Source organism: Parapedobacter lycopersici (genome assembly GCF_040395035.1).
Lineage (GTDB): Bacteria > Bacteroidota > Bacteroidia > Sphingobacteriales > Sphingobacteriaceae > Parapedobacter > Parapedobacter lycopersici_A.
The window spans coordinates 1-22,153 of the sequence record NZ_JBEBRB010000048.1 but is presented as its reverse complement, the minus strand read 5'-3'; the positions used below and the strand labels follow the sequence as shown (position 1 = coordinate 22,153).

Genomic DNA, 22,153 nt, shown 5'->3' with positions numbered 1-22,153 from the left:
AACAGCAAACAGGTACTCCGGCTGCTGGGATACCAATAAGCTGTAAATACGCCTTTCCTTAATTCCCGACCCGGAGTTGCTCGTAAAGGAGACCGAAATTTCCTTCGCCGTCCATCCCCTCCATTCGGATCGAATAGCTTCCCGAACGGTCAGCTGTGTAAAATGAAACGGTCGCTTTCCCGTTTTCGTCCGTGATAGCTGCATCCTCCTGCCGGCATCTCGGGAAGTCTAGCTAATACACATAAAAATCGTAGTCTTTAATCTACTTTGAGTTACCACCATCAGGAAAATCGGAGCCCGGTCCTTGCTACCGCCCGGGCTATGTTTCTGAAACAGCGAGGGATCGGCTTCGGACCTTGGTCGAGAAAATCCCGAAGCCAACTCGAAGAAGGACCGACCAAGGTGCGACCAAGGTCCGAAGCTAACCCCTAGCCGGTCCGAAGCCATCTCGAAGACAGGAAACAATAAGTAAACCAAAATACAGCTTAGTAAATAACTAATTATTTTAGTACTTTTACAGCATAAAATGAGCAGCACCGCCATCAATATACTGGAATATGCCATTGTGGATATCGAAACAACCGGCGGGTACGCCGCGGGGAGTGGAATCACGGAGGTTGCCATCCTCATTCACGATGGGCAAAACGTAGTGGAACGCTTTGAAACATTGATTAACCCCCAATGTGCCATCCCATTATCCATCCAGGCACTTACGGGCATAAATAACGAACTGGTGGCCAACGCCCCGGCATTCAACGAAGTGGCCCGGCGGATCTTCGACCTGCTGAATGGCCGTATATTTGTTGCCCATCACGTCAATTTTGATTATTCGTTTATCAAGCATCACCTTCAGACAGCCGGCTACACCTATGCAGCCCCTAAACTCTGTACCGTGCGGATGAGCCGAAAAATCCGGCCAGGTTTAGCCTCTTACAGCCTTGGTCGGTTATGTGATGCGCTGGAGATACCGATCACTCACCGGCACCGTGCGGGCGGAGATGCAGCGGCTACCGCAATACTGTTCACCAAACTGCTAGAATGGGATACCGCAGGTACCATCCGGGAAATGCTTAAAAAAACGTCAGGACATCAGCAACTCCCTCCCAACTTGTCAAAGGAACAGGTAGACCGGCTACCCCACAGTACGGGCGTCTATTATTTCAGAGATAAAACCGGGAAGGTGATTTACGTCGGCAAAGCTTTGAATATCCACAACCGCGTAACCGCTCATTTTACCGGACATAATCCCAACCCGCAGCGCCAGCAATTCCTGCGTCACATCCATTCCGTTACCCACGAATCCTGTGGCACCGAATTGATGGCACTTTTGTTGGAAGCTACCGAAATTAAACGACTTTGGCCAGCATACAATCGGGCGCTGAAGCGTTTTGAACCCAAATTTGCCTTATACATGTATGAAGACCAGCAGGGTTACCTGCGGCTTGCTGTAGGAAAATATGGCAAAGGTCACCCACCTGTGCAAGTGTTTTACCGCCAGATGGACGCTGTTAATTCGCTGCATGCGTTGATTAACGAATTTGAACTTGACCGGCGATACTGTTCCTTCGGAGGTCCAGCGAGCCTTCATGCCGTCAGTCCACATGCGGTGCCCCCCGAACAACACAACGAGCGGCTCCGGGCGGCACTCCGCGGGCTGCAACGTACCAACGCTAATTTTGTAGTGATTGACCAGGGACGAAGCAGAAATGAAAAAAGCTGTATATGGATTGAAAACGGTAATTTATATGGCATGGGATATTTTCCTTCCGGCCCGGATTCATTCCTCGACACCGAAACACTTAAGGCTTCGCTGACCCGCTATACTGGCACCCACTACATGATGCAGCTGATTAATGCCTATGCAGAAAAATATCCCTTAAAAATCTGGAAAACGGACCGACTAACGGAATTTCCTTTTTTGTAAACCAGCAGCTGCCATAGGGTTGTCAGCGGCGCAGTGTTTCTTTGTTCCATTCATCAAAAACAATAAAAATGACAACACAGCGCACCATAGGGGACACGATTTTCACCTCCGCACAGGCATTGGATCATTGGCAGGGGCACCGCAGCCTTACTCGTCGGGTAATCGAGGCATTTCCTGAAGATAAACTTTTCTCCCATTCGATTGGCGGAATGCGCACATTTGCCGAGCTGGCCATGGAATTGAACCGGATGGCGGCAACGGGTGCACACGGCATTGCTGCTGCCGAATGGAAGGAATTGCCGGCGCTGCTAGGGACCGACGGACCGGATCCTGCGCCAACCACAAAACAGGGAATTCTGGACTTATGGGACTGGAGCACCGGATACATCAACACCGTTTGGACACGGCTGAGGCCCGGGCGCTTTCAGGAAACCGACATTGCTTTCGGCCAATGGCAAGGGCAGCTTTGGTGGCACTTGTGTTATTTTATCGATAACGAAGTCCATCACCGCGGACAGGGATATGTTTACCTACGTGATCTGGGTATCGAGCCGCCTCCATTTTGGGACCGTTAATGACGGATGCCTGCTGTGCAAGTTGTGAGGTTTTCACATGACGCCCGCGGAACGATCCGGAATGTTGAAACCGCTTGGATATGCACGTGATCGCAAACTTGCATATCCAAGCGAGTTTATGTAAATTTGTACATTAAACTTTCGGATGATGACTCAAACGGAAAACTACCAGACGGTAAAGAAAATTTTCGAGGCGTACCTGGAAAACAAAAGCCTCCGGAAAACACCGGAACGCTACGCTATTCTCGAAGAAATTTATTCGCGCAATGATCATTTTGATGTGGAATCGTTATATATCCACATGAAAAACAAAAAATACCGGGTGAGCCGTGCTACGGTATACAATACGCTGGAATTACTCGTTTCGTGTGATTTGGTTACCAAACACCAGTTTGGCAAAAACATGGCCCAATTTGAAAAATCATATGGATATAAGCAACACGACCATATTATCTGCATCGAATGCGGAAAAGTTGTCGAGTTCTGCGATCCCCGGATCCATCAGATTCAAAGCATGATGGGCGACCTTCTGAAATTCGACATTAAACACCACTCCCTAAACCTGTATGGCGTGTGTAGCGATTGCGCTGCAAAGAAAAACGCGGTTCCGACAGCAACGGATGACGTGTTGGCAACGGCGCACTGAACAGCCCTGGCAGACCACCTCCCGGTATACACAGGCACCAACGATTGACAAATGACAGACAGGACACGCTTTTCGATTTAAACCTCGGAGAATATTAAAATTATGTTAGCTTTGCTCCGGGTTTGTCCGGGTGCGGATTAGAATAGGATTTCAATTTTCAATACGAAAAAAATATGCAAGTTGATGTGCTTTTGGGCCTGCAATGGGGCGATGAAGGTAAAGGAAAAATCGTTGATGTACTTTGTCCGAAATATGATTTAATCGCTCGGTTCCAAGGCGGCCCGAATGCGGGACACACGCTCGAATTTGATGGCCAGAAATATGTATTGAACACCATTCCATCCGGAATATTCAATCCGGAAACGCTCAACCTCATTGGCAATGGCGTGGTTATCGACCCCATCATCCTCAAGCGGGAACTGGACGCCCTTAAACAAAACGGTTTCGATCCCGTGACCGCGGGAAAACTGGTTATTGCAAGAAAAGCACACCTGATACTGCCCACGCATCAACTACTGGATGCTGCTTCGGAAAGCAAAATGGGCGCTGGCAAGATTGGATCGACCCTGAAAGGGATTGGCCCGACCTACATGGATAAAACCGGCCGGAATGGCCTCCGCGTGGGCGATACTACCCTGCCAGATTTCATGGACAGGTACCGGAAGCTGGTGGATAAGCATAAATCAATCCTGGCACATTACGGTGAGATCCCCGATTTCTCGGACCGGGAGACCGCATTTTTTGAAGCCGTGGAATTCCTTAAGTCTATTCCGCATGTAGACAGCGAACACCTCGTTAACCAATACCTCCGCGAAGGAAAACGGGTGCTGGCCGAAGGAGCGCAGGGCACGTTGCTCGACATTGATTTTGGATCCTATCCTTTCGTCACCTCATCGAATACCACAACAGCGGGCGCCTGTACCGGGCTGGGTATTGCCCCCGCCAAGATCGGACAGGTAATTGGTATTTTCAAGGCCTACTGCACCCGTGTGGGCGGTGGTCCCTTCCCTACTGAACTGGAAAATGAAACCGGTGAGAAACTCCGGCAGCTGGGGCACGAATTCGGTGCTACCACCGGACGTGCGCGGCGGACCGGCTGGATCGACCTGCCGGCACTGAAATATGCCATCATGCTCAATGGGGTTACCGAGCTGGTAATGACCAAGGCTGATGTGTTGAGTGGTTTTGAGCAGATCTATGTCTGCACACATTATATCCAGAACGGCGAAAAAATTGACTATATGCCTTACGATATCATCAGTCTGAAACCGGAACCAGTGTATGAACAGCTAGCAGGATGGAACGAAGACTTATGCGGAATTACTGACGAAAAACAGATCCCGTCGACATTACAGGCATACATCCGTTACCTTGAAGAGCACCTCGGCGTACCCATTAAGTATCTTTCCGTAGGCCCCGACCGCAAGCAAACGCTTTTATTGAGTTAATTGAACAATGGTATCATCGGCATACCACCTCGACGACAGCGACACATTCATTCAAAAGGCGTTGCAATGGGCTTCCGGGTTCGATTGTGCCTGTTATCTGGATTCCAATAACTATCGGGATCAGTATGGTAACCTTCACGTATTCCTCGCCGTAGGTGAGTCTGCCTCTTTTGTTTCCGACGGAGACAACACCTTTGAAAAGCTGCAGGAATTCATTGATGCCCATCCACGAACCTGGCTACCGGGATTCCTGGGTTACGATTTAAAGAATGAGATCGAAGGACTGGAATCCCGGCACCCCAACCATACGGGCTTTCCGGACGCTTATTTTTTTGTTCCAGCGACGGTATTGCTCATCGGACGGTATAACGTGGAAATCAAGGGCGCCAAGCCACAGGCCATCTATCAGGAGATTATCCAAACCGAGGTAATCAATGCGCCGGTGGAATTTCATGGACATTTGCAATACCGCATGAACCGATCCGCTTATTTTGAAGCCTTTTCCAATATGCAGCGGCATATCCAGCAAGGTGACATTTACGAAGTGAACCTCTGTCAGGAATTTTATTCGGAACACACATCTTTACGGCCCCTGGAAGCGTATCGCAAACTGAACGAATTATCACCGACACCGTTTTCCTGTTTTTTTAAATACGGCCAGAAATACATCCTGTCAGCATCACCCGAACGGTTCCTTTCAAAAAATGGTAGCACGCTACTATCACAGCCTATTAAAGGCACGGCTCCGCGCGGAAAAAATGCAGAAGAAGACCAGCAATTAAAGGACGCCCTGCTGGCGAGCCCCAAGGAAATCAGTGAAAACATCATGATTGTTGACCTGGTGCGCAACGACCTTACCCGGAGTGCACAGCCCGGCACCGTAAAGGCAACTGAATTGCTGCAGGTACATAGTTTCAAACAGGTACACCAACTCGTGTCGACGGTCACTTGCCAGTTACGCGACGGATTATCATCAACGACCGCTATCCGCGACACCTTTCCACCGGGATCAATGACGGGCGCTCCGAAAATCAGCGCCATGAAACTGATAGACCGCTACGAGTATAGCAGGCGGGGTATTTATTCCGGCGCGATCGGCTACTTCAGCCCGATGGGTAATTTTGATTTCAGTGTGGTCATTCGCACCATGCTATATAATGCAGAAAATGGATACCTATCATTCCATACCGGCGGAGCTATCACCGGGAATGCAGATCCACACAGGGAATACAACGAGTGTCTGCTGAAAGGAAAGGCATTATTTGAAGTGCTTAAGAGTCATTAATGAGTTCATCGCTATGAACGGTTGATAAATGCCCGCGCACGTATCCCCGCTAAACCGGAGAAACCGCTCACCAGACCAACAATCAGTACCGCCAGGAAGGTAAGCGGGATTATACCGGGTATCCCGTCCATTCCCAGCCCAGCCGGAAAGATTCCCGCCACGCGACTGCTCAAGTCGACTTCGGCAGCAGTGTGCAGATACAATGCATACGTCAGCCAGATACTGACGCCACCGGCTACAGAAATCCAATATGCGGCTACCGCCGTCTTCCCTTTCCACCAACACAGGATAAAGCAGACCGGTGCAATGGCCCACCATGGGCCGACATAAGATGCTATTGCACCAACAACCAATATCAACAGGTATAATCCGATCATTGCCGCTTGGGTTTCAGTGAAAACTGATACATTATTTGTTTAGGTATTGATTTTAAATCTTTTATAAATAGCAATGTATCTAATTTTCCGGTTGCCCATCGATCAATCATATTGTCGTAAAAAGGGCTCCCGGGATTGCCTGATTGGCCGCCTGGATATAATCCGTATGCCGTTGGCCAATCGCGATCCAGCTGGACCACCATCCGCCACGATGGACCGTGTGTGGCCGTTGTTGCATTGATTACCTCTCCGCCACCGCCGGTTTGGATACCCGTCCGCCCAAATGACGTAAACGCGGGTACCAAATGCATAATCTTCGTATGTTTTACATGTGTCCAAGCCCAGTCATTCGAAGACAATGGGCCAAACTGTTCACGTAGCTTATGGAGTGCAGCCATAAAGCTTTGAGCAACAACATCACTCATGGATTCAATACTCGTGCTGGTGTGAGTATTATCAAACCAGCTGGCTACCGGGTCATTTTCAATCAGCGAAAACGTGCGATCAAGGCTCGGATATAGCATCTGCCCGGCCATCGGAAATTCGTCATCCCACAGTGCCCGCCGTAATTCGGGAATCCAGTATTCAAAAATGGAAGCACCTGTTTCCTGCGCATCGTTGCGGTAATTCCATTCGCTTAACACGGTAAATTCGGAAAGTTTACGTATGCTGTCAATTGACGCTAAAACTGGGATCAACGTAGGTAAGATCCGCCGCGCATCCACATTAAAATTATCGTTCTGCAGCCGGCGTAGACTATCTGCATTGGCTCCGCTCATGGCAGCCAACCGTTCGTTAATACGGAGTGCACGGCTGGAGTGGGTAAATTTCCAGTCGAGGTAATATGGGTAGGTGGTATCCGTAGGAAACTGATTGGCCGAGCTCAGAAAGCCAGCGGGTGGGTTTTTTACCGTCGGGTTCTGGCTCGCGGGAATCCACCCCTGCCAATCGTGACTGGCGCGGGTGCCGTCCAACAAGTATTTTCCCTGCCCTTCCCATTTCAATGGCAATCTGCCGTTGGATGTAATGGCGATATCGTTCCCGTTGCTCGAAAAAATAAAATGCTGCGCCGGCGCCACAAAATAAGTCAGCGCCTGACGGTAGTCGTCATAGTCCTTTGCCCGGTTCAGGTAATGGAACGTCAACATGTCCGAGCCGTCGGTTTCATTGGTTATCCAGCGCATGGCATAACCTGCAGGGATATTACCTACTGACGCTTCGCTACCCTGGTTCACTACCGGCCCATGGTGGGTATACAGTACGGTATCCCGCACTATGGCGCTGCCCTTTATGCTGAATGTTTCCGTGTGGAAGACAACCGGCTTCCAAGAATCATCATGCCAGTATTCCCGACGCGTGCTGTCTCGGAACCGTATGCGGTAAAAATCCATCACATCCGACCCTACATTGGTAACCCCCCATGCAATGTCTTTCGTGAACCCGATGATGATGGCCGGTGTACCGGGCAATGCTACCCCATATACATTTACCCCCGGAGCCGACAACTGCATCTGATACCAGATAGACGGCAGTGTCAGCTGCAGGTGCGGATCATTGGCCAACAGCGGAAGGCCCGAGGCGGTACGGCTGCCGTGTACGGCCCAGTTGTTGCTGCCAACCTCTGGCCGTGGAGCGGCTGTTCCCATGGCCATCCGCTGATCTCCGGGGATTGCCCAGGTCGTGTCCGGTACCGGAGGAGTGGTCAGGGGAGTAAATTCCCAGGGCGTGCCTACAGGAATAACAGGCGATTCTACCCCCGGATAATCCGGAAACAGGTCGGCAATTACATCTGGGCCATATGCGGCCAGCACATTCGTCAACCGGTCATCGTTACTGCCCCCGTTCAACGTATTCCGCATGTTCATTAGCATTAAGATGGTCTTCTCGGGCGACCAGTGTTCCGGGGAATAGTTTAACAGTTTGTATTCGATCGGTAACGACCGATAGCGTAATTGGTCGACGTAGGCATTGACCCCCGCCGCATAAGCCGTGGCTATTTTATTGGACAAGGTGTCAGTTTTCAGTTTTTCGGCTATGGTAGCTGCGGATCGGGCCATTCCCATCCGCCTATTTTTGCGGTCAAACGCCAACGCGGCGTCGCCCACAATCTCCGTCAGGCGGCCAGCCGCTACCAGCGTATAAAATTCCATCTGCCACAGGCGGTCCCGCGCAACAACATACCCTTGGGCAAAATACAGGTCCTCATCGTTCTGTGCAAAAATGTGGGGCACGGCATTATCGTCGTACCAAATTGTCACAGCTTCCTTCAGTCCATCCACTGCCAATTCCATTTTCCCCGACGGCACTGCTGTCTCCGCATTTTGCAGATAGCCATGAAACGGGCTCAACAACTTACCCATCGGTGGAATCGTACCCCAGGCGTTACCAAACAGGTAAATCAGTCCTGCCGCAACAAACAGAGGCCAGAAACAGCGGATAACTTTCATCATTTAGGTCATCGGGCACATACCGTTTGATCCAAATTTAAGCAAATGTGACAGATTAAGCAAATTAAACCTACCCGACACCGGATGTGCCTACTTCAGTGATGATCAGATCTGCTATGTTATTCAGCTTATGCAGGATAGCCGCCTTCTGCGCCCTGGGTATTTCCATTGTTACGGTACAACGATTGTCGAAATTCTGTTTGATAAGTTTCAATCCGCCTTCTTTTATAATACGCATGACCTGGTTAAGCTGCGGGTAATCAAACGCCAATACAAAGCGGTCGTTGACGGTAAGTTCAATGATATTAGCCGCCGTAAGTGCCTCCTGTGCAGCTGTTTTATAGGCATTGATAAGGCCGGGTACACCGAGGAGCGTACCGCCGAAATAACGGACCACAACCACCATGATATTGGTTACGTCATGGGAAAGCAAGGTGTTGAGTATGGGTCTTCCGGCTGTTCCCGTGGGCTCCCCGTCGTCGTTCAATCGGAATACCGTCCGATCGGGCGTGAGCCGGTATGCCCAGCAATGGTGACGGGCCTTGGGATGATGTAGTTTTAATGCCGAGAGCCTGTCTTTTACTTCCTGGTCACTGTGAATGGGATAGGCATAAGCAATAAACTTGCTTCCCTTGTCCCTGAACAGTCCTTCCGTAGACGCGTCAATTGTCCGGTAAGATGTTGCGCTCATAAATATGCGATGACAAGTACGGCTACGATCGCCAAAGCCATTCCAATTTTATTTAATACCGATAATTTTTCGTTAAAAACAAAGACGCCTACCAACGCTCCCAAGGCGATCACACCGATATTCATTGCAGAAAACACAACGGAAGGGTTTTCCGACAGCGCCCTGTGGGCTCGCATGTATAGCAGGATATTGCCAAAATTGAATATGCCCAGCAACAGCCCCCAAAAAACGGCCGCAACCGAAAACCGACCCTTCCCCGTCGTGGTGTGGTAAACCATGTAGCCCAGCGAAATCAGGGTAGCCAGTGCAAATACCAACAGCATGGATGTCGTATAAGGAATTTCACGATGCTGGGCTACCTGTTTAAAAAAGACATCAATGATCCCCATACCGAAAAAGACCACCAATGGGTACACCCATGCCTTAACGGTATCATTCCCTGGCCTGCGGCTTCGCTTGTGCCAGCCAATGCAACATGCGATAGCAGCGAACCCCAGTCCGATGCCTGTCAGCTTCCCTCCGTCGACGGTTTCGCCAAACAGCCAAAACGCCGCCAATAATGCGATGGACAATGACAGTCGTTGCGCGATTTCCGTACGCACAATTCCAGTATAGTGTATAGATGCCGCAATGGCCAGAAAAATTCCAGGCAACAGGAACGCCAGCACAAGGTACAGGAGCCACGGCAGCGCCTCCGGCTGGAAACCGGTAAAGACCGGATCAAGTAAAAGCCAGGTAAGGCCAGTGGCTACCGGATAATTCCACACGATAAGCTGTCGCGAATCAACCGAATAGCGGCGGGCCAGCTTAAGGATAACCGAAACTGCGACACTGCATAGTGCGCTGAAAAGCACATACACCATAGGCATTGAATAAGCGTGTCTGCAAAAGTACGTAATATACAGATGAAGCCGTTAATCTCCGTTAAATTCGCTAATTTTGCGTCCAAAATCGCGAATACATGAGCATAGCAAAAACATATAATCCCAAAGAAGCCGAAGACAAATGGTATAGCTATTGGATGGATAATGGTTTTTTCCGTTCGGTCCCCGACGGGCGTGAACCATATACCATTGTGATGCCCCCTCCTAATGTCACCGGTGTGCTTCACATGGGACATATGCTCAACAATACTATCCAGGATGTCCTGATCCGTCGCGCGCGCATGCAGGGCAAGAACGCCTGCTGGGTACCGGGTACGGATCACGCATCCATTGCAACGGAAGCCAAGGTTGTGGCGATGCTCCGCGAGCGGGGCATCAATAAAAAAGACTTGACCCGCGAAGCGTTCCTGGAATATGCATGGGAATGGAAGGAAAAATATGGCGGCATCATCCTGAAACAACTGGAAAAACTGGGTGCTTCGTGCGACTGGGACCGAACGAAATTTACGATGGATCCTACGCTTAGCGATGCCGTTATCGATACCTTCATCCGCTTGTACCGTGCAGGCTACATTTACCGCGGAGTACGCATGGTTAACTGGGACCCCCAGGGCCGGACCGCGCTGTCGGATGAAGAGGTTATCCGTCGAGAAGTCAATCAACAGCTCTATTATATCCGCTACACAGTTCGGGACGCAGCCGGCGGACCGGCTTCATTGACCATCGCAACGACACGTCCCGAAACAATTATGGCCGATACAGCGGTATGTATTAACCCCGACGATACGCGTTACCGCCATTTAAAAGGAAAGAAAGTCTTCGTACCACTGATTAACCGCGAGATTCCGGTAATTGAAGACACTTACGTGGATACCACTTTCGGAACCGGTTGTCTTAAAGTGACGCCGGCGCACGACCTGAACGATTACGAACTTGGGCAACGTCACAACCTGGAGGTTATCGACATCCTGAATGATGACGGCACATTGAACGAGCGAGCGGAAATCCTAATTGGCCTCGATCGTTTTGCCGCACGCCGGGAAATTGTAAAGCTCCTCGATGAAGCCGGTCACCTGGAAAAAATTGAACCTTACACGTCGCAGGTAGGGTTTTCTGAACGCACGGATGCCGCTATTGAACCGCGGCTATCCATGCAATGGTTCTGCCGGATGCAGGAGGTGGCCAAACCTGCGCTGGAGTACGTCGTTAAGGGTGACGTCAAGCTTATACCGGATAAATTCATCAATACCTACCGTCATTGGATGGAGAACATCAAGGACTGGACCATCAGTCGGCAGTTGTGGTGGGGACAGCGCATTCCCGCCTGGTATAATGACCAAAATCAATGGGTAGTAGCCAAAACGGAAGAAGAAGCCAAGGCTTTGTTTATTGCGGAAGGAAAATCAACGGATAGCATCCGACAGGAAGATGATGTACTGGACACTTGGTTTTCCTCCGGTTTATGGCCGATGTCGGTATTTGACGGGATCGCCCATCCAGATAATGCCGATATCCGTTACTACTACCCGACCAACGACTTGGTAACCGCCCCCGAAATCCTCTTTTTCTGGGTTGCCCGGATGCTCATCTTCGGACATGAATATACCGGCAAGCCTCCCTTCCGCAACGTATACCTCACCGGCATCGTCCGAGACAAACTGGGTCGCAAAATGTCCAAGTCGCTGGGAAATTCACCGGATCCGATCCAGCTGATGGAACAATACGGCACCGACGGCGTACGGGTGGGCATGCTGCTATCCTCCCCTGCCGGTAACGACCTGATGTTTGATGAATCTTATTGTGAGCAGGGGCGTAATTTTGCCAATAAAATCTGGAATGCATTCCGTTTAGTCAAGGGTTGGGAAGTCGCGGACATCCCTCAGACTGCAGCCCAGCAGGAAGCCGGCCGTTGGTTCGCCAATCGATTTAATCAGGCATTGGCAGAGATTGATGATCACTTTTTCCACTACCGGATATCAGACGCGCTGATGACTTCCTATAAACTCATTTGGGACGACTTCTGTTCATGGTATCTCGAATTAGTAAAGCCGGCGTACCAACAGCCTATCGCCAACGAGACGTATGAGGCTACCAAGTATCATTTTGAACAGCTATTAAAGCTTATTCATCCGTTTATGCCGTTTATCAGCGAAGAACTCTGGCACGATGAACTGTTCGGAAAACGCGACAAACTTGACTGCTGTATTGTGGCCACCTATCCACTGGGGGGGCTATTTGACGAAAACAACCTCAATGAATTTAATTTAGTACAACAGGCTATATCCGAAATAAGAAATCTGCGGAATGCCAAGCACATATCCCCAAAGACGGCATTGCCGCTGGCTATTCACACGCACTCCGAAATGGATTATGGCCGTTACGCTGCTTGTATCGAAAAGCTGGCTAACACAGCGACGATCACTTTTTCTGACGAAAAAGCTACCGGAGCCACCGGTTTTCTGATCGGTCAGGATGAGTTTTATGTAGACGTTGCCCAGAATATTGATGCTGAAGCCGAAAAACAGCGACTCACCAAAGAAATTGAATACCTCAACGGCTTCCTGAAATCCGTAAATGCCAAGCTGTCAAATGAGCGTTTTGTACAAAATGCCAAAGCGGAAATTGTGGCAAATGAGCAACAAAAGAAAGTCGACGCGGAAGCCAAGATCGGGTTATTGCAGGACAGCCTCAATAGGCTGCTGGCAGTGGATTAAAAAAATATCATTTTTAACGCAACTCCTGCCAAATAGAATTGCATATAAAAACATTTTTCTATAAGTTTGGCATTATAATGGCTGGTTAAATATACCGTTGCTAATATATTGTGTTATGGGTCTACCAAAAATCAGAATTTTGTTTGTTGATGACGAGGAGCATAACCTAATCTCTTTCAAAGCCTCGTTCAGGACCAAGTATGCCATTGAAACAGCCTTGAGCGGGCAGGATGCCATTGAGATGCTAAAAGAGAAGCAATTTGATATCATCATTACGGACCAGCGAATGCCAAAAATGACCGGGGTTGAATTTTTGGAACAAATTATTCCGATATACCCGGAGCCGATTCGGATTCTGCTAACCGGTTATACGGATATGGCAGCGGTAATCGATGCGATAAATAAAGGCAAGATCTTCCATTACCTAAACAAGCCCTGGAACGAAACTGAATTGGACGACACCATTCAAAAGGCTTACATGGCTTACCTGGAAAAAAAGAAAATGCAGGAAGAGAATGAGCAGTTGTCCGTGACTAATGAACAACTTGAATTCTTATTGCGGCAGAAACTATTATCGTAAATAAACGACGGTCTTCCGGCACAATTACGCTTCGTCTTCTACGCTATTCGTGTCAGCATCTCTTAAAACTGATGGCTGTGTGATTGGTAAAGTTATAATAAATTCGCACCCCCCCATATTTTCGTCACTGACAAAGTTAATGTCGCCGTTGTGTTTAATGATTGTCTGAGAAACGATGGCAAGCCCCAGTCCAGTACCCTCCCCCACATCCTTCGTAGTAAAAAATGGATCGAAAATCTTAGTTTTCAGGTCTTCTTTGATTCCGATACCGTTATCCGTTACCTTGATGAGCACATGCTGCTCATCGCAAGAGGTGCTTACCAGGATCCTACCCCCCGGAGCCCCCTGAAATTTCTCGTCCACGGCATGAATCGCGTTCGTTAGGAGATTCAGGAAAACCTGGTTCAGCTTACTTGGAAAACATTCGATATACGGTATGTCGCCAAAATCACGTATTACTTCGATCTTTTCCTTATAGAGGCTGTTAATGATAACCAGCGTAGACTCAAGCCCTAAATTAACGTCCGCGAATTTCAAATCATCTTCATCTACCCTTGAAAATACCCGCAGACTTTTCACAATCTCCGCAGTGCGCATAGCACCCTCCTCGATTCCCTTCAATAATAGGTTGATCTCATCCCGAAGATAATCATAGTCAATCTCTTCTTTGTATTCGGCTATAGAAATCGCTTTCTGTTCGGGTGGTTGATCGCTTAATCCGACTCCTTCTATTGTTTCCATCGCTTCAATGAGCTGATCCACATCCCTACTCAACGGCTTCACACTTGCGGTTACAAAATTAATGGGATTGTTAATCTCATGTGCGATACCGGCCGTCAGCATACCCAACGAGGCCAGCTTTTCAGATTCCACCAATTGTGTCTGCGTCTGCTTAAGATCAGTCATCGCCTCCTCCAAGCTCTGATTTGCCAACAATAAATCTGCCGTTCGCTTATTTACTTCTGTTTCCAAAAACACATTCTGTTCGCGGATGATCTGCGCATTCTTTTGAAAGACACGCAATGCCTGTGCCTGTGATTTTTCCTTTGCACGCCGATAAAAATTGATCCGGTCGGCTAGGGCAAAGGACAACAGTGAAATCTCCACTATTGACCCTATTTCCAGTATATGCGAAGTGAAATTATTATAGGGAAGCACGTTAAAGTTACGGAGTACAAATAGGATGACACTCAGGAAAAACAACGAGAAAGCAATAAAAATAAACTTTGCCGGACGATGTCCACTTCTCCGGATCTGATTGATCACATACAACACATATATGATGCCGATGGATGCCATCGTCTGAAGAAACATGGCGCCGAAATGAATATTAACCAAGCCGACAATCAAACCAACAAGATACAGGATGATGACAATATCAATCCCGCGGTCCAGTTTTGGTGCATTCCTTTTGGTTTTTAAGAACGTCCGGATAAATGCAATGGTGGAAAGTCCGGATAATACCGGTATAATTACAGAGCTGTACCTCGCCATCCATGGACTTCCCGGCCACAGGTACATAAATGCATATCCCTGAAACATCGCCTGTGTTAAGCCGACAAACAGAATATATATAATGTAGAATGTATAGCCTCCCCCTTTTGTTGATATGCTTAGGAATAGGTTATAGATCATCATAATTAGAATCGCACCTGCATACAGACCAAAAAGCAAGCTTTTGGTTGAGTTCTTTTTATTGATCAGCGCTTCGGTTCCTAAAAAAAGAGGCAGCTGTATTTGGTCGTTAGACGAAACAAGCATATAAAACGTCTGGGCGGTGTTTGTCTTGACATCAATCGGAAAAATATAGTCCGGAGCATCTACATACCGCTCCCAAAAGGGTTTATATTGCCCCAATGTGTCCGCCCGGATTGTTCCGTCGGCCATTTCGGTATATATGGAAACCCGATCAATTGCGGGCTCACTTAACATCAAATAAAGTTTTTGTATATCGGTCTGATTGTTAATGGTAAATTTCAGCCAGATATGCGAACGGCTAAACCCAAAGTTGATCATGCCCTGTTTTTCATTACGATTAAACGGCATATGCTTTACTGCCGCGAAGTCCAGGGTCCTATTTGTGTCCTCATAAATGTATATGCTTTCGCTGAGGGTCACTAATTTTTCACTATTCAAATATGAAACTACCCGCTGATCTTCCGCGGCTACAAGTTTCAATACGCTGAAACAAATAACCGACAATACAGCCCATATTCTAGTAGAGGAATACATAGTCACTTATAAATTAAATTCAGGCACTTTCAAATCGTATCTTACTGGGAACTCTCCTTTCGGGCCTCTCTCTAAGGTTTCCTGTTGCGGGTTATTTCGTAATGATAGTATTTTTTCACGTTCTGTATCGGTCGCCCGACTGAGGTCATGGATATCGTGCATCCGCATCACGGTAGCAATAAGGTCATCTTTAGGATAATAAAACAGCCCGTTGTTACCCAGCGACTTTTCGACCTCACATCCCAAACGCAATCCCATTTTCACCGTAATCGGTGCGCATAATACCAGCAGGCTGGCTACCGGCAGTTGGGTTGTAATGGCTACCCCCACTCTGGCCAGGATGTAGCTACCAATTCCCATGCCAGCGATTTCCCTTGAATTCCAAAGCCCGCATATTTCGCATGTCCCTCCCCGCAACTCATCCGACCGGATCAAATCGTATATCCGTTCGTCGTAACGGCCAATAGCCGTTTCAATAGGCAGTGTTAAACTGCTGCGCGCAAGCTGTACCCTAGCCCCACCGTAAACCGTACCTGTTTCCGGGTTTTCGACAAGGATAACTACGGTATTCGGGTCGTCTACCCAATCTTGCCTATTTGATGTGATTTGACTGATCCCAAAAATCTCCAACAATTTTCGGTGTCCTACAATAAACTTCTCGCAAGCTTCAGGATCGTCGGGCGCTATAAAAGTTCGGATTAGAACCATCTTCCTTAGTTAGCTTTTTCCTCTTGTATCAAATCTTCAAAATCGACAAAATATCGACCGGAGATTGAAAATTTTCCTAATAGAGACCTGCGAGTAACGTCCGTTACCATTGCTCCCCCAAGCATGACAGCCGATGCCAGCTGCGGCCAGCCGGTAATCGTTCTGTTCATTTCCTGAAGTGATAACTTCATCGCCTCGGAGACATTTTCCATGCCGATAATTTCAACCAGGTATTGGATTTTTTGCTGTATAGTTAAATCCTTCAGTGTTTTTTCCAGTTGAGCGAACGACTGGCCTTCAATAGCCGATAGCCGGCCATGAAATATGGGTCGGTTCCTTTCTAAATCGAACCGTTCAATATCCAGCATTCCTTTATCGTTTGTATCCATGATCACGGGAATGCCAAACTCACGTGCCTTAAGCCGGCTCAGAATCTTTACGTCAATACCATCACATTCCTCCACCAGCATATCAAGTGCGCCGTTTCCGGTAAGAAAATCATCAATATTCTGAAAATTTATTCCCTCGGAATAACAATGCACTTCTATATATGGATCCATTTCGGCTATTTGACGTGCCGTAATAACGGTTTTGTTCTCGCCCAATTGATGTACTCCGGCACGGATTCTATTCATATTGCTCAGCTCCAATGTATCAAAATCAGCCAGGCGCAATTCCCCGCAAATACGCTCCATTGCCATTGTTACCGCAACACTTTGTCCTACAGAGAGTCCGATCACGCCAATTTTCATTTTGCGCAATGCCTGAACTTCTTCAAATGAAATTTTATATACGTTCCTGTTTGTCCGGACTTCAATAAATTCTTCTTCATCCAGTAAATGAATAATCTTATTCAGCCAAGGGTAATAGGCCCAAACTCCATAATCTTCCAAGCTGGTGTCCGGCTGAACATGAGCCATGATCAACTGGTGTCTTTTGTCATCGGTTATTTTTTCTGTCGGATTCCTTATTTTTATGAGTTCGCCAAGCTGCGCATGAATCGTATCTACGCTTTCGATAAGGGGTTTTTCAAGTAACAGATGATCCATTGCTTCCGCATCCTGCCCATTACGTCTTCTAAATAACAACGGCCGATATGTTGTGTTCATAATACTACTTAATCGATATAAGTTATTATACTTTACTGCCTAATCGAAATAGGCTACATGCTTATCGAATACATTAAAATGAATATGCATCGTTCCCTATACTGAATCAACGAACCGAAAGAAAACTGACTAACAGTCACTTACGAAAATGAAACGTATAAGCAGGTTTATCCAAATAAGACACTGATGTTAATTTAATCTTTCGTTACAAAAATAATAAGACTGTTCGTAATTCTTATTCCAACTCATACTTTTATCTTTTTTTTATATACAAAAGATTTTTTCAGGTATTTTTGCTTAAAATTAGCTAGAAAAACGTTAACGGGCTCCAAACACTTCATTCAAGTTTAAGCGTATTACCCCTGTTCAGATTTGGCCGTTCCTTTTGCCAATATCATTGGTCAATCGTCGGCAACTTACGAAATAATTTGTGCTATATATCGAAAAACTGAATAAAATGATTTTTATCAAAGGTTAACATATTATTTTGTATGTTCGCACATGATATCTTAAATTTGACTTATTCCTAAACAACCGGTCTTCACATTATACGCATGAATCAGCAAGGTTATTATCTGCACCAGCTTTTCGCGGCTTCTGTTGCCGAACATCAATCAGGTACCGCAATAATTTACCGGAATACCTCGATTACCTATGCTGAACTTGATATTCGGTCAACTCAATTAGCCAACAAAATTATTGTCAACTATCCGGACGACCCTTTCATAGGCATTAGTACAACCCGGGGTATCTCAACAATCATCGCCGTTTTGGCCATTCTTAAGTCTGGAAAGGCCTACATCCCTTTGGATAAAGATTATCCGGAACAGCGATTAACACAGATTATCACTGATTCACGGCTTGCGTGTTGCATCGCAATCGATAATGAACGGTCGTTTTTCAATCAGCTGGCTATACAGGTATTATCGCCGGATGCAGCAGAAGAAAGTCATCAGCTAACCGCATCAAATCAATTCGGCAATGCTTATGTATTATATACTTCGGGTTCAACGGGGACCCCAAAAGGTGTGTTGATGGGTCATGGACCCCTGGTTAATTTACTGCAATGGCAACACCAGCACTCCATTGCCGGCAAGGACAGCGTCACTCTTCAGTTTTCTCCATTGACTTTTGACGTTTCTTTTCAAGAGATTTTCGCTACCCTTACCACTGGTGGCACGTTGGCGCTGATAGATGATGATACCCGGCTTAATTCAGTTGATCTTTTAATGTTTATTGACGACTACAGCGTCAATCGCATATTTCTGCCTTTTGTTGCTTTGCAATTATTGGCAGATACGGCTTATCACCATCGCCTTTATCCGCAATCCCTTCGGGAAATTATCACAGCAGGCGAACAGTTAAAAATCACGGCACAGTTGGTCAAATTCTTTTCAGCGTTGCCGGCGGCCAAATTGTACAACCAATATGGGCCAACGGAATGCCATGTGGTATCTGCCCTGGAGTTGACCGGGAGTCCGCAGGACTGGCCTGAGTTGCCATCTATTGGCACCCCGATCGATCAGGTATATTTCGCTATACTGGACGACGAACTTCAGCCGGTTCAACCGGGGGCTGTAGGTGAATTATATATTGGTGGCACCTGCCTTGCCGAAGGCTATTTACATCAGGAAGCACTCACCGCCGAGAAGTTTATTAACTGGGAACACCAGGGAAACACAGATCGGATTTATAAAACGGGTGACCTCGTACGTGAACTGCCGGACGGCAATTTTGAGTTTTTGGGCAGAAAAGACCACCAAGTAAAAGTCAGGGGATATCGCATTGAGTTGGGTGAGATCGAAGTCCAATTAAACCGCCTCCCCCAAGTCAAAGATGCTATTGTTCAGGCTTTCGGCCAGGATACATCTGAAAAGAAACTGGTCGCGTTCCTCATTCCTGCTTCAAAGGATCGGGGACTGGAAGAAATTAAGCAGCAACTAAAATCACAGATGCCGGCGTATATGATGCCGAGTGCATTCATATGGGTCGACGCTTTTCCCAAAACTGCCAGTGGGAAAGTAGATCGCAAGGCACTTACGTTGCCGATACTTAAACGGCCTGATGGCAACGTGCCGTACAAAAATCCATCCAGTCCGCTGGAAAAACAGCTAGCCGCACTATGGGCCGAGTTACTGTATCTCGACCGTGTGGGGATACATGATAATTTTTTTGATCTGGGTGGAAATTCCTTACTGGCGCAAAAGACGGTCAACCAGCTTCAGCACGATTCAGGGCATAAACTTCCGATTACGAAGCTTTATCAGCACCCGACCATTGCCGCCATTGCTGCATACTTTGCGGATAAGGACGGCATTGCCCAACCCACTAAGCGCAAAAGGAGGCCGGTCCGCCAAAATAAAACGATGCCGATTGCTGTTGTTGGCATGGAAGCGGTTTTGCCGGGAGCAGCCAACATTGAGGAATTCTTACAACTGTTGCGGGCGGGCGAAGAGGGAATCACATTTTTTAAACCCGAAGAGCTGGATCCGCAAGTGACGGACGCGCTCAAACGAGACCCCGACTATGTTGCTGCCCGGGGCGTGATCAATGACATTGAATTATTTGACTGCGCGTTTTTCGGCATATCCCCCACCACCGCTGAGGTGATGGATCCCCAGCAACGTGTTTTTTTAGAGTTGTCTTATAACCTACTTGAAAAAACAGGCAACTTATCAGCAAAGAAGGAACAGGACATTGGTGTATTTGCCGGATGTGGAACTAATCACTATTTTTTAAATAATGTACTCTCCCATCCGGATAAGATTGACTTACTGGGAAAATTACCCGTCAGTTATGTTAATGAAAAGGATTACATCAGCAGCCGTACCGCATACCACTTGGACCTGAAGGGGCCGGCCGTAAGTGTATTGTCTGCGTGTTCTACTTCCGCTCTCGCGGTTGCCCAGGCAGTTGAGAGTCTACAACATGGCCATTGTGAATTGGCTATTGCCGGAGGTGCTTCCATTCATGTTCCTACGAAAAGTGGTCATATTTACCAGGAAGGCGCAATGTTCAGTAAAGATGGACATTGTCGGCCGTTCGATGCAGATGCTACGGGAACCGTTTTTAGTGATGGTGCAGGTGCGATATTATTAAAGCCGCTGGACAATGCGCTTGCCGATGGGGATACGATTTACGCCGTTATCAAAGGCGTTGGGATCAATAATGACGGCAATCGGAAAAGCAGTTTCACCGCACCAAGTTCGGATGGGCAGCGCGCAGCCATCGAAATGGCCATTGCCAATGCCAACCTACAACCAGCAGCTATCTCTTATGTAGAAACACACGGTACGGCTACGCCGATTGGCGATCCAATCGAAATTGAAGGCCTTTCACAGGCTTTTGGTGAAACTTCGGAAAAGCAATACTGTGCCATTGGCTCGGTAAAGAGCAATATTGGGCATTTAACCCATGCTGCAGGAATTGCAGGAATTATCAAAACCTGTCTCTCGCTGTACCACAAACAGCTGTTTCCCACGGTACATTATAAGCGTCCCAACCCGGCTATTGATTTTGCCGACAGTCCGTTTTATGTAAATACGACTCTCCGCGACTGGGAACAGGAACAACGGATTGCGGGCGTCAGTTCCTTCGGTGTGGGGGGCACTAACTTACATCTAATTCTCGGGGAGGCACCCGTTACTCCAAACATCCCTTCGGAACAGCCAATTGAACCCCGACGAACAGAACAGCTGATTTGCTGGTCTGCAAAATCGGAAGCTAGCATACAGCGATACGCTAACCGGCTTGCCTCCTTCTTACGGGAGCAACCGGGAACCGAATTAACAGATATTGCTTACACATTACTGAAAACCCGCCAGGATTACAACCACCGAGCGGTTTTAACCGCAGCGTCTATTGACGCTTTGCTGGAAAAACTGACGCGTCCTTCCTTACTCCAGGAAGCCGCAAAGAAGCTGGAGCAGGACCTGGATTCGGTGGTTTTTATGTTTCCCGGACAGGGTGCCCAATTTGTGCATATGGGCAAGGAGCTATATCAGGAAGAGCCTCATTTCAAGAAAGCTATTGACCAGTGCATCGCTTTACTTGATCCTGCATTTGGAAAAGAACTTTACGCTGTTATTTATCCTGAAGCGGCTGATGAAGAAGCGGCTGAAAAACTGAAAAACACCTATTATACGCAGCCGGCCATTTTTATTATTTCCTATGCACTTGCCCAGACATGGACCGCCTGGGGGCTCCGCCCTCAAGCCTATATCGGTCATAGTATAGGCGAGTTTCTGGCAGCTCACTTAGCAGGTGTTTTCTCACTCGAAGACGCGTTAAAACTGGTGACGGCACGGGCAGCGATGATTCAGGAATTGCCGGCCGGCAATATGTTGTCAGTCCGCCTGTCTGAATCTGAGGTAAGGGCAATACTTCCCAAAGAACTTTCCATTGCCGCAGCAAATGCTCCGGTGCTTACCGTTGTTTCAGGAGAAAAAGGTGCCGTAACGGCATTCTCAGCAGTGTTGACCGAACAAGGAACCGCAAACCGTCTGCTGCATACCAGTCACGCTTTCCATTCAT

Annotated in this window: 16 protein-coding genes; 8 read left to right on the top strand and 8 right to left on the bottom strand. The window is 47.7% G+C overall.

The window, feature by feature from the left end:
• Positions 1-204, bottom strand: a 204-nt coding sequence (locus ABWO75_RS10065) for a hypothetical protein (RefSeq protein WP_353185128.1), incomplete at its 3' end; no start/stop codon positions are given.
• A 322-nt stretch (positions 205-526) separates the two neighbouring features.
• Between ABWO75_RS10065 and ABWO75_RS10060 the strand changes: the two genes are divergently transcribed.
• The 5 genes from ABWO75_RS10060 (at position 527) to ABWO75_RS10040 (ending at position 5,878) form a co-directional block, all read left to right on the top strand.
• Positions 527-1,924: an exonuclease domain-containing protein gene (locus ABWO75_RS10060; protein WP_353185126.1), complete on the top strand. Its 1,398-nt coding sequence runs from the start codon at positions 527-529 to the stop codon at positions 1,922-1,924.
• Positions 1,925-1,992: 68 nt separating this feature from the next.
• Positions 1,993-2,499, top strand: a complete 507-nt coding sequence (locus tag ABWO75_RS10055) for a DinB family protein (RefSeq protein ID WP_353185124.1) — start codon at positions 1,993-1,995, stop codon at positions 2,497-2,499.
• Between the two features lie 148 nt (positions 2,500-2,647).
• Entirely contained in the window at positions 2,648-3,145 is a 498-nt protein-coding gene (locus ABWO75_RS10050) for a Fur family transcriptional regulator (protein ID WP_353185130.1), read from the top strand.
• A 173-nt stretch (positions 3,146-3,318) separates the two neighbouring features.
• Positions 3,319-4,593, top strand: coding sequence for an adenylosuccinate synthase (locus ABWO75_RS10045; RefSeq protein WP_353185122.1), 1,275 nt, complete (start codon positions 3,319-3,321; stop codon positions 4,591-4,593).
• 7 nt (positions 4,594-4,600) lie between these two features.
• Entirely contained in the window at positions 4,601-5,878 is a 1,278-nt protein-coding gene (locus ABWO75_RS10040) for an anthranilate synthase component I family protein (RefSeq protein ID WP_353185120.1), read from the top strand.
• A gap of 11 nt (positions 5,879-5,889) precedes the next feature.
• Here the strand turns inward: ABWO75_RS10040 and ABWO75_RS10035 are convergent, their stop codons facing one another.
• The 4 genes from ABWO75_RS10035 to ABWO75_RS10020 form a co-directional block, all read right to left on the bottom strand.
• Positions 5,890-6,255: a hypothetical protein gene (locus ABWO75_RS10035; RefSeq protein ID WP_353185118.1), complete on the bottom strand. Its 366-nt coding sequence runs from the start codon at positions 6,253-6,255 to the stop codon at positions 5,890-5,892.
• Positions 6,252-8,705: a penicillin acylase family protein gene (locus ABWO75_RS10030; RefSeq protein WP_353185116.1), complete on the bottom strand. Its 2,454-nt coding sequence runs from the start codon at positions 8,703-8,705 to the stop codon at positions 6,252-6,254. Before ABWO75_RS10030 ends, ABWO75_RS10035 begins: the two co-directional genes overlap by 4 nt.
• A 67-nt stretch (positions 8,706-8,772) precedes the next feature.
• The gene (locus ABWO75_RS10025; RefSeq protein ID WP_353185114.1) at positions 8,773-9,393 is read right to left on the bottom strand and encodes an IMPACT family protein; all 621 of its coding nucleotides are present in this window, start codon (positions 9,391-9,393) and stop codon (positions 8,773-8,775) included.
• Entirely contained in the window at positions 9,390-10,262 is an 873-nt protein-coding gene (locus ABWO75_RS10020; protein ID WP_353185112.1) for a DMT family transporter, read from the bottom strand. The genes ABWO75_RS10025 and ABWO75_RS10020 overlap by 4 nt, the downstream gene beginning before the upstream one ends.
• 92 nt (positions 10,263-10,354) lie before the next feature.
• On the opposite strand from ABWO75_RS10020, the gene ABWO75_RS10015 reads away from it, so the two are divergent.
• Both ABWO75_RS10015 and ABWO75_RS10010 read left to right on the top strand, forming a co-directional pair.
• Positions 10,355-12,991: a valine--tRNA ligase gene (locus ABWO75_RS10015; RefSeq protein WP_353185110.1), complete on the top strand. Its 2,637-nt coding sequence runs from the start codon at positions 10,355-10,357 to the stop codon at positions 12,989-12,991.
• A 115-nt stretch (positions 12,992-13,106) separates the two neighbouring features.
• Entirely contained in the window at positions 13,107-13,571 is a 465-nt protein-coding gene (locus tag ABWO75_RS10010) for a response regulator (RefSeq protein WP_353185108.1), read from the top strand.
• Between the two features lie 24 nt (positions 13,572-13,595).
• Here ABWO75_RS10010 and ABWO75_RS10005 read toward each other — a convergent pair whose 3' ends face one another.
• The 3 genes from ABWO75_RS10005 to ABWO75_RS09995 all read right to left on the bottom strand — a co-directional run bounded on the left by ABWO75_RS10005 (position 13,596) and on the right by ABWO75_RS09995 (position 17,620).
• Positions 13,596-15,803, bottom strand: a complete 2,208-nt coding sequence (locus ABWO75_RS10005; RefSeq protein WP_353185106.1) for a sensor histidine kinase — start codon at positions 15,801-15,803, stop codon at positions 13,596-13,598.
• 6 nt (positions 15,804-15,809) lie between these two features.
• Positions 15,810-16,436, bottom strand: coding sequence for a hypothetical protein (locus tag ABWO75_RS10000; RefSeq protein WP_353185104.1), 627 nt, complete (start codon positions 16,434-16,436; stop codon positions 15,810-15,812).
• An 80-nt stretch (positions 16,437-16,516) separates the two neighbouring features.
• Positions 16,517-17,620, bottom strand: a complete 1,104-nt coding sequence (locus ABWO75_RS09995) for a ThiF family adenylyltransferase (RefSeq protein ID WP_353185102.1) — start codon at positions 17,618-17,620, stop codon at positions 16,517-16,519.
• Between the two features lie 554 nt (positions 17,621-18,174).
• Here ABWO75_RS09995 and ABWO75_RS09990 point away from each other — a divergent pair.
• Positions 18,175-22,153 (top strand): amino acid adenylation domain-containing protein (locus ABWO75_RS09990; RefSeq protein WP_353185099.1); only part of this gene is annotated, 3,979 nt, incomplete at its 3' end.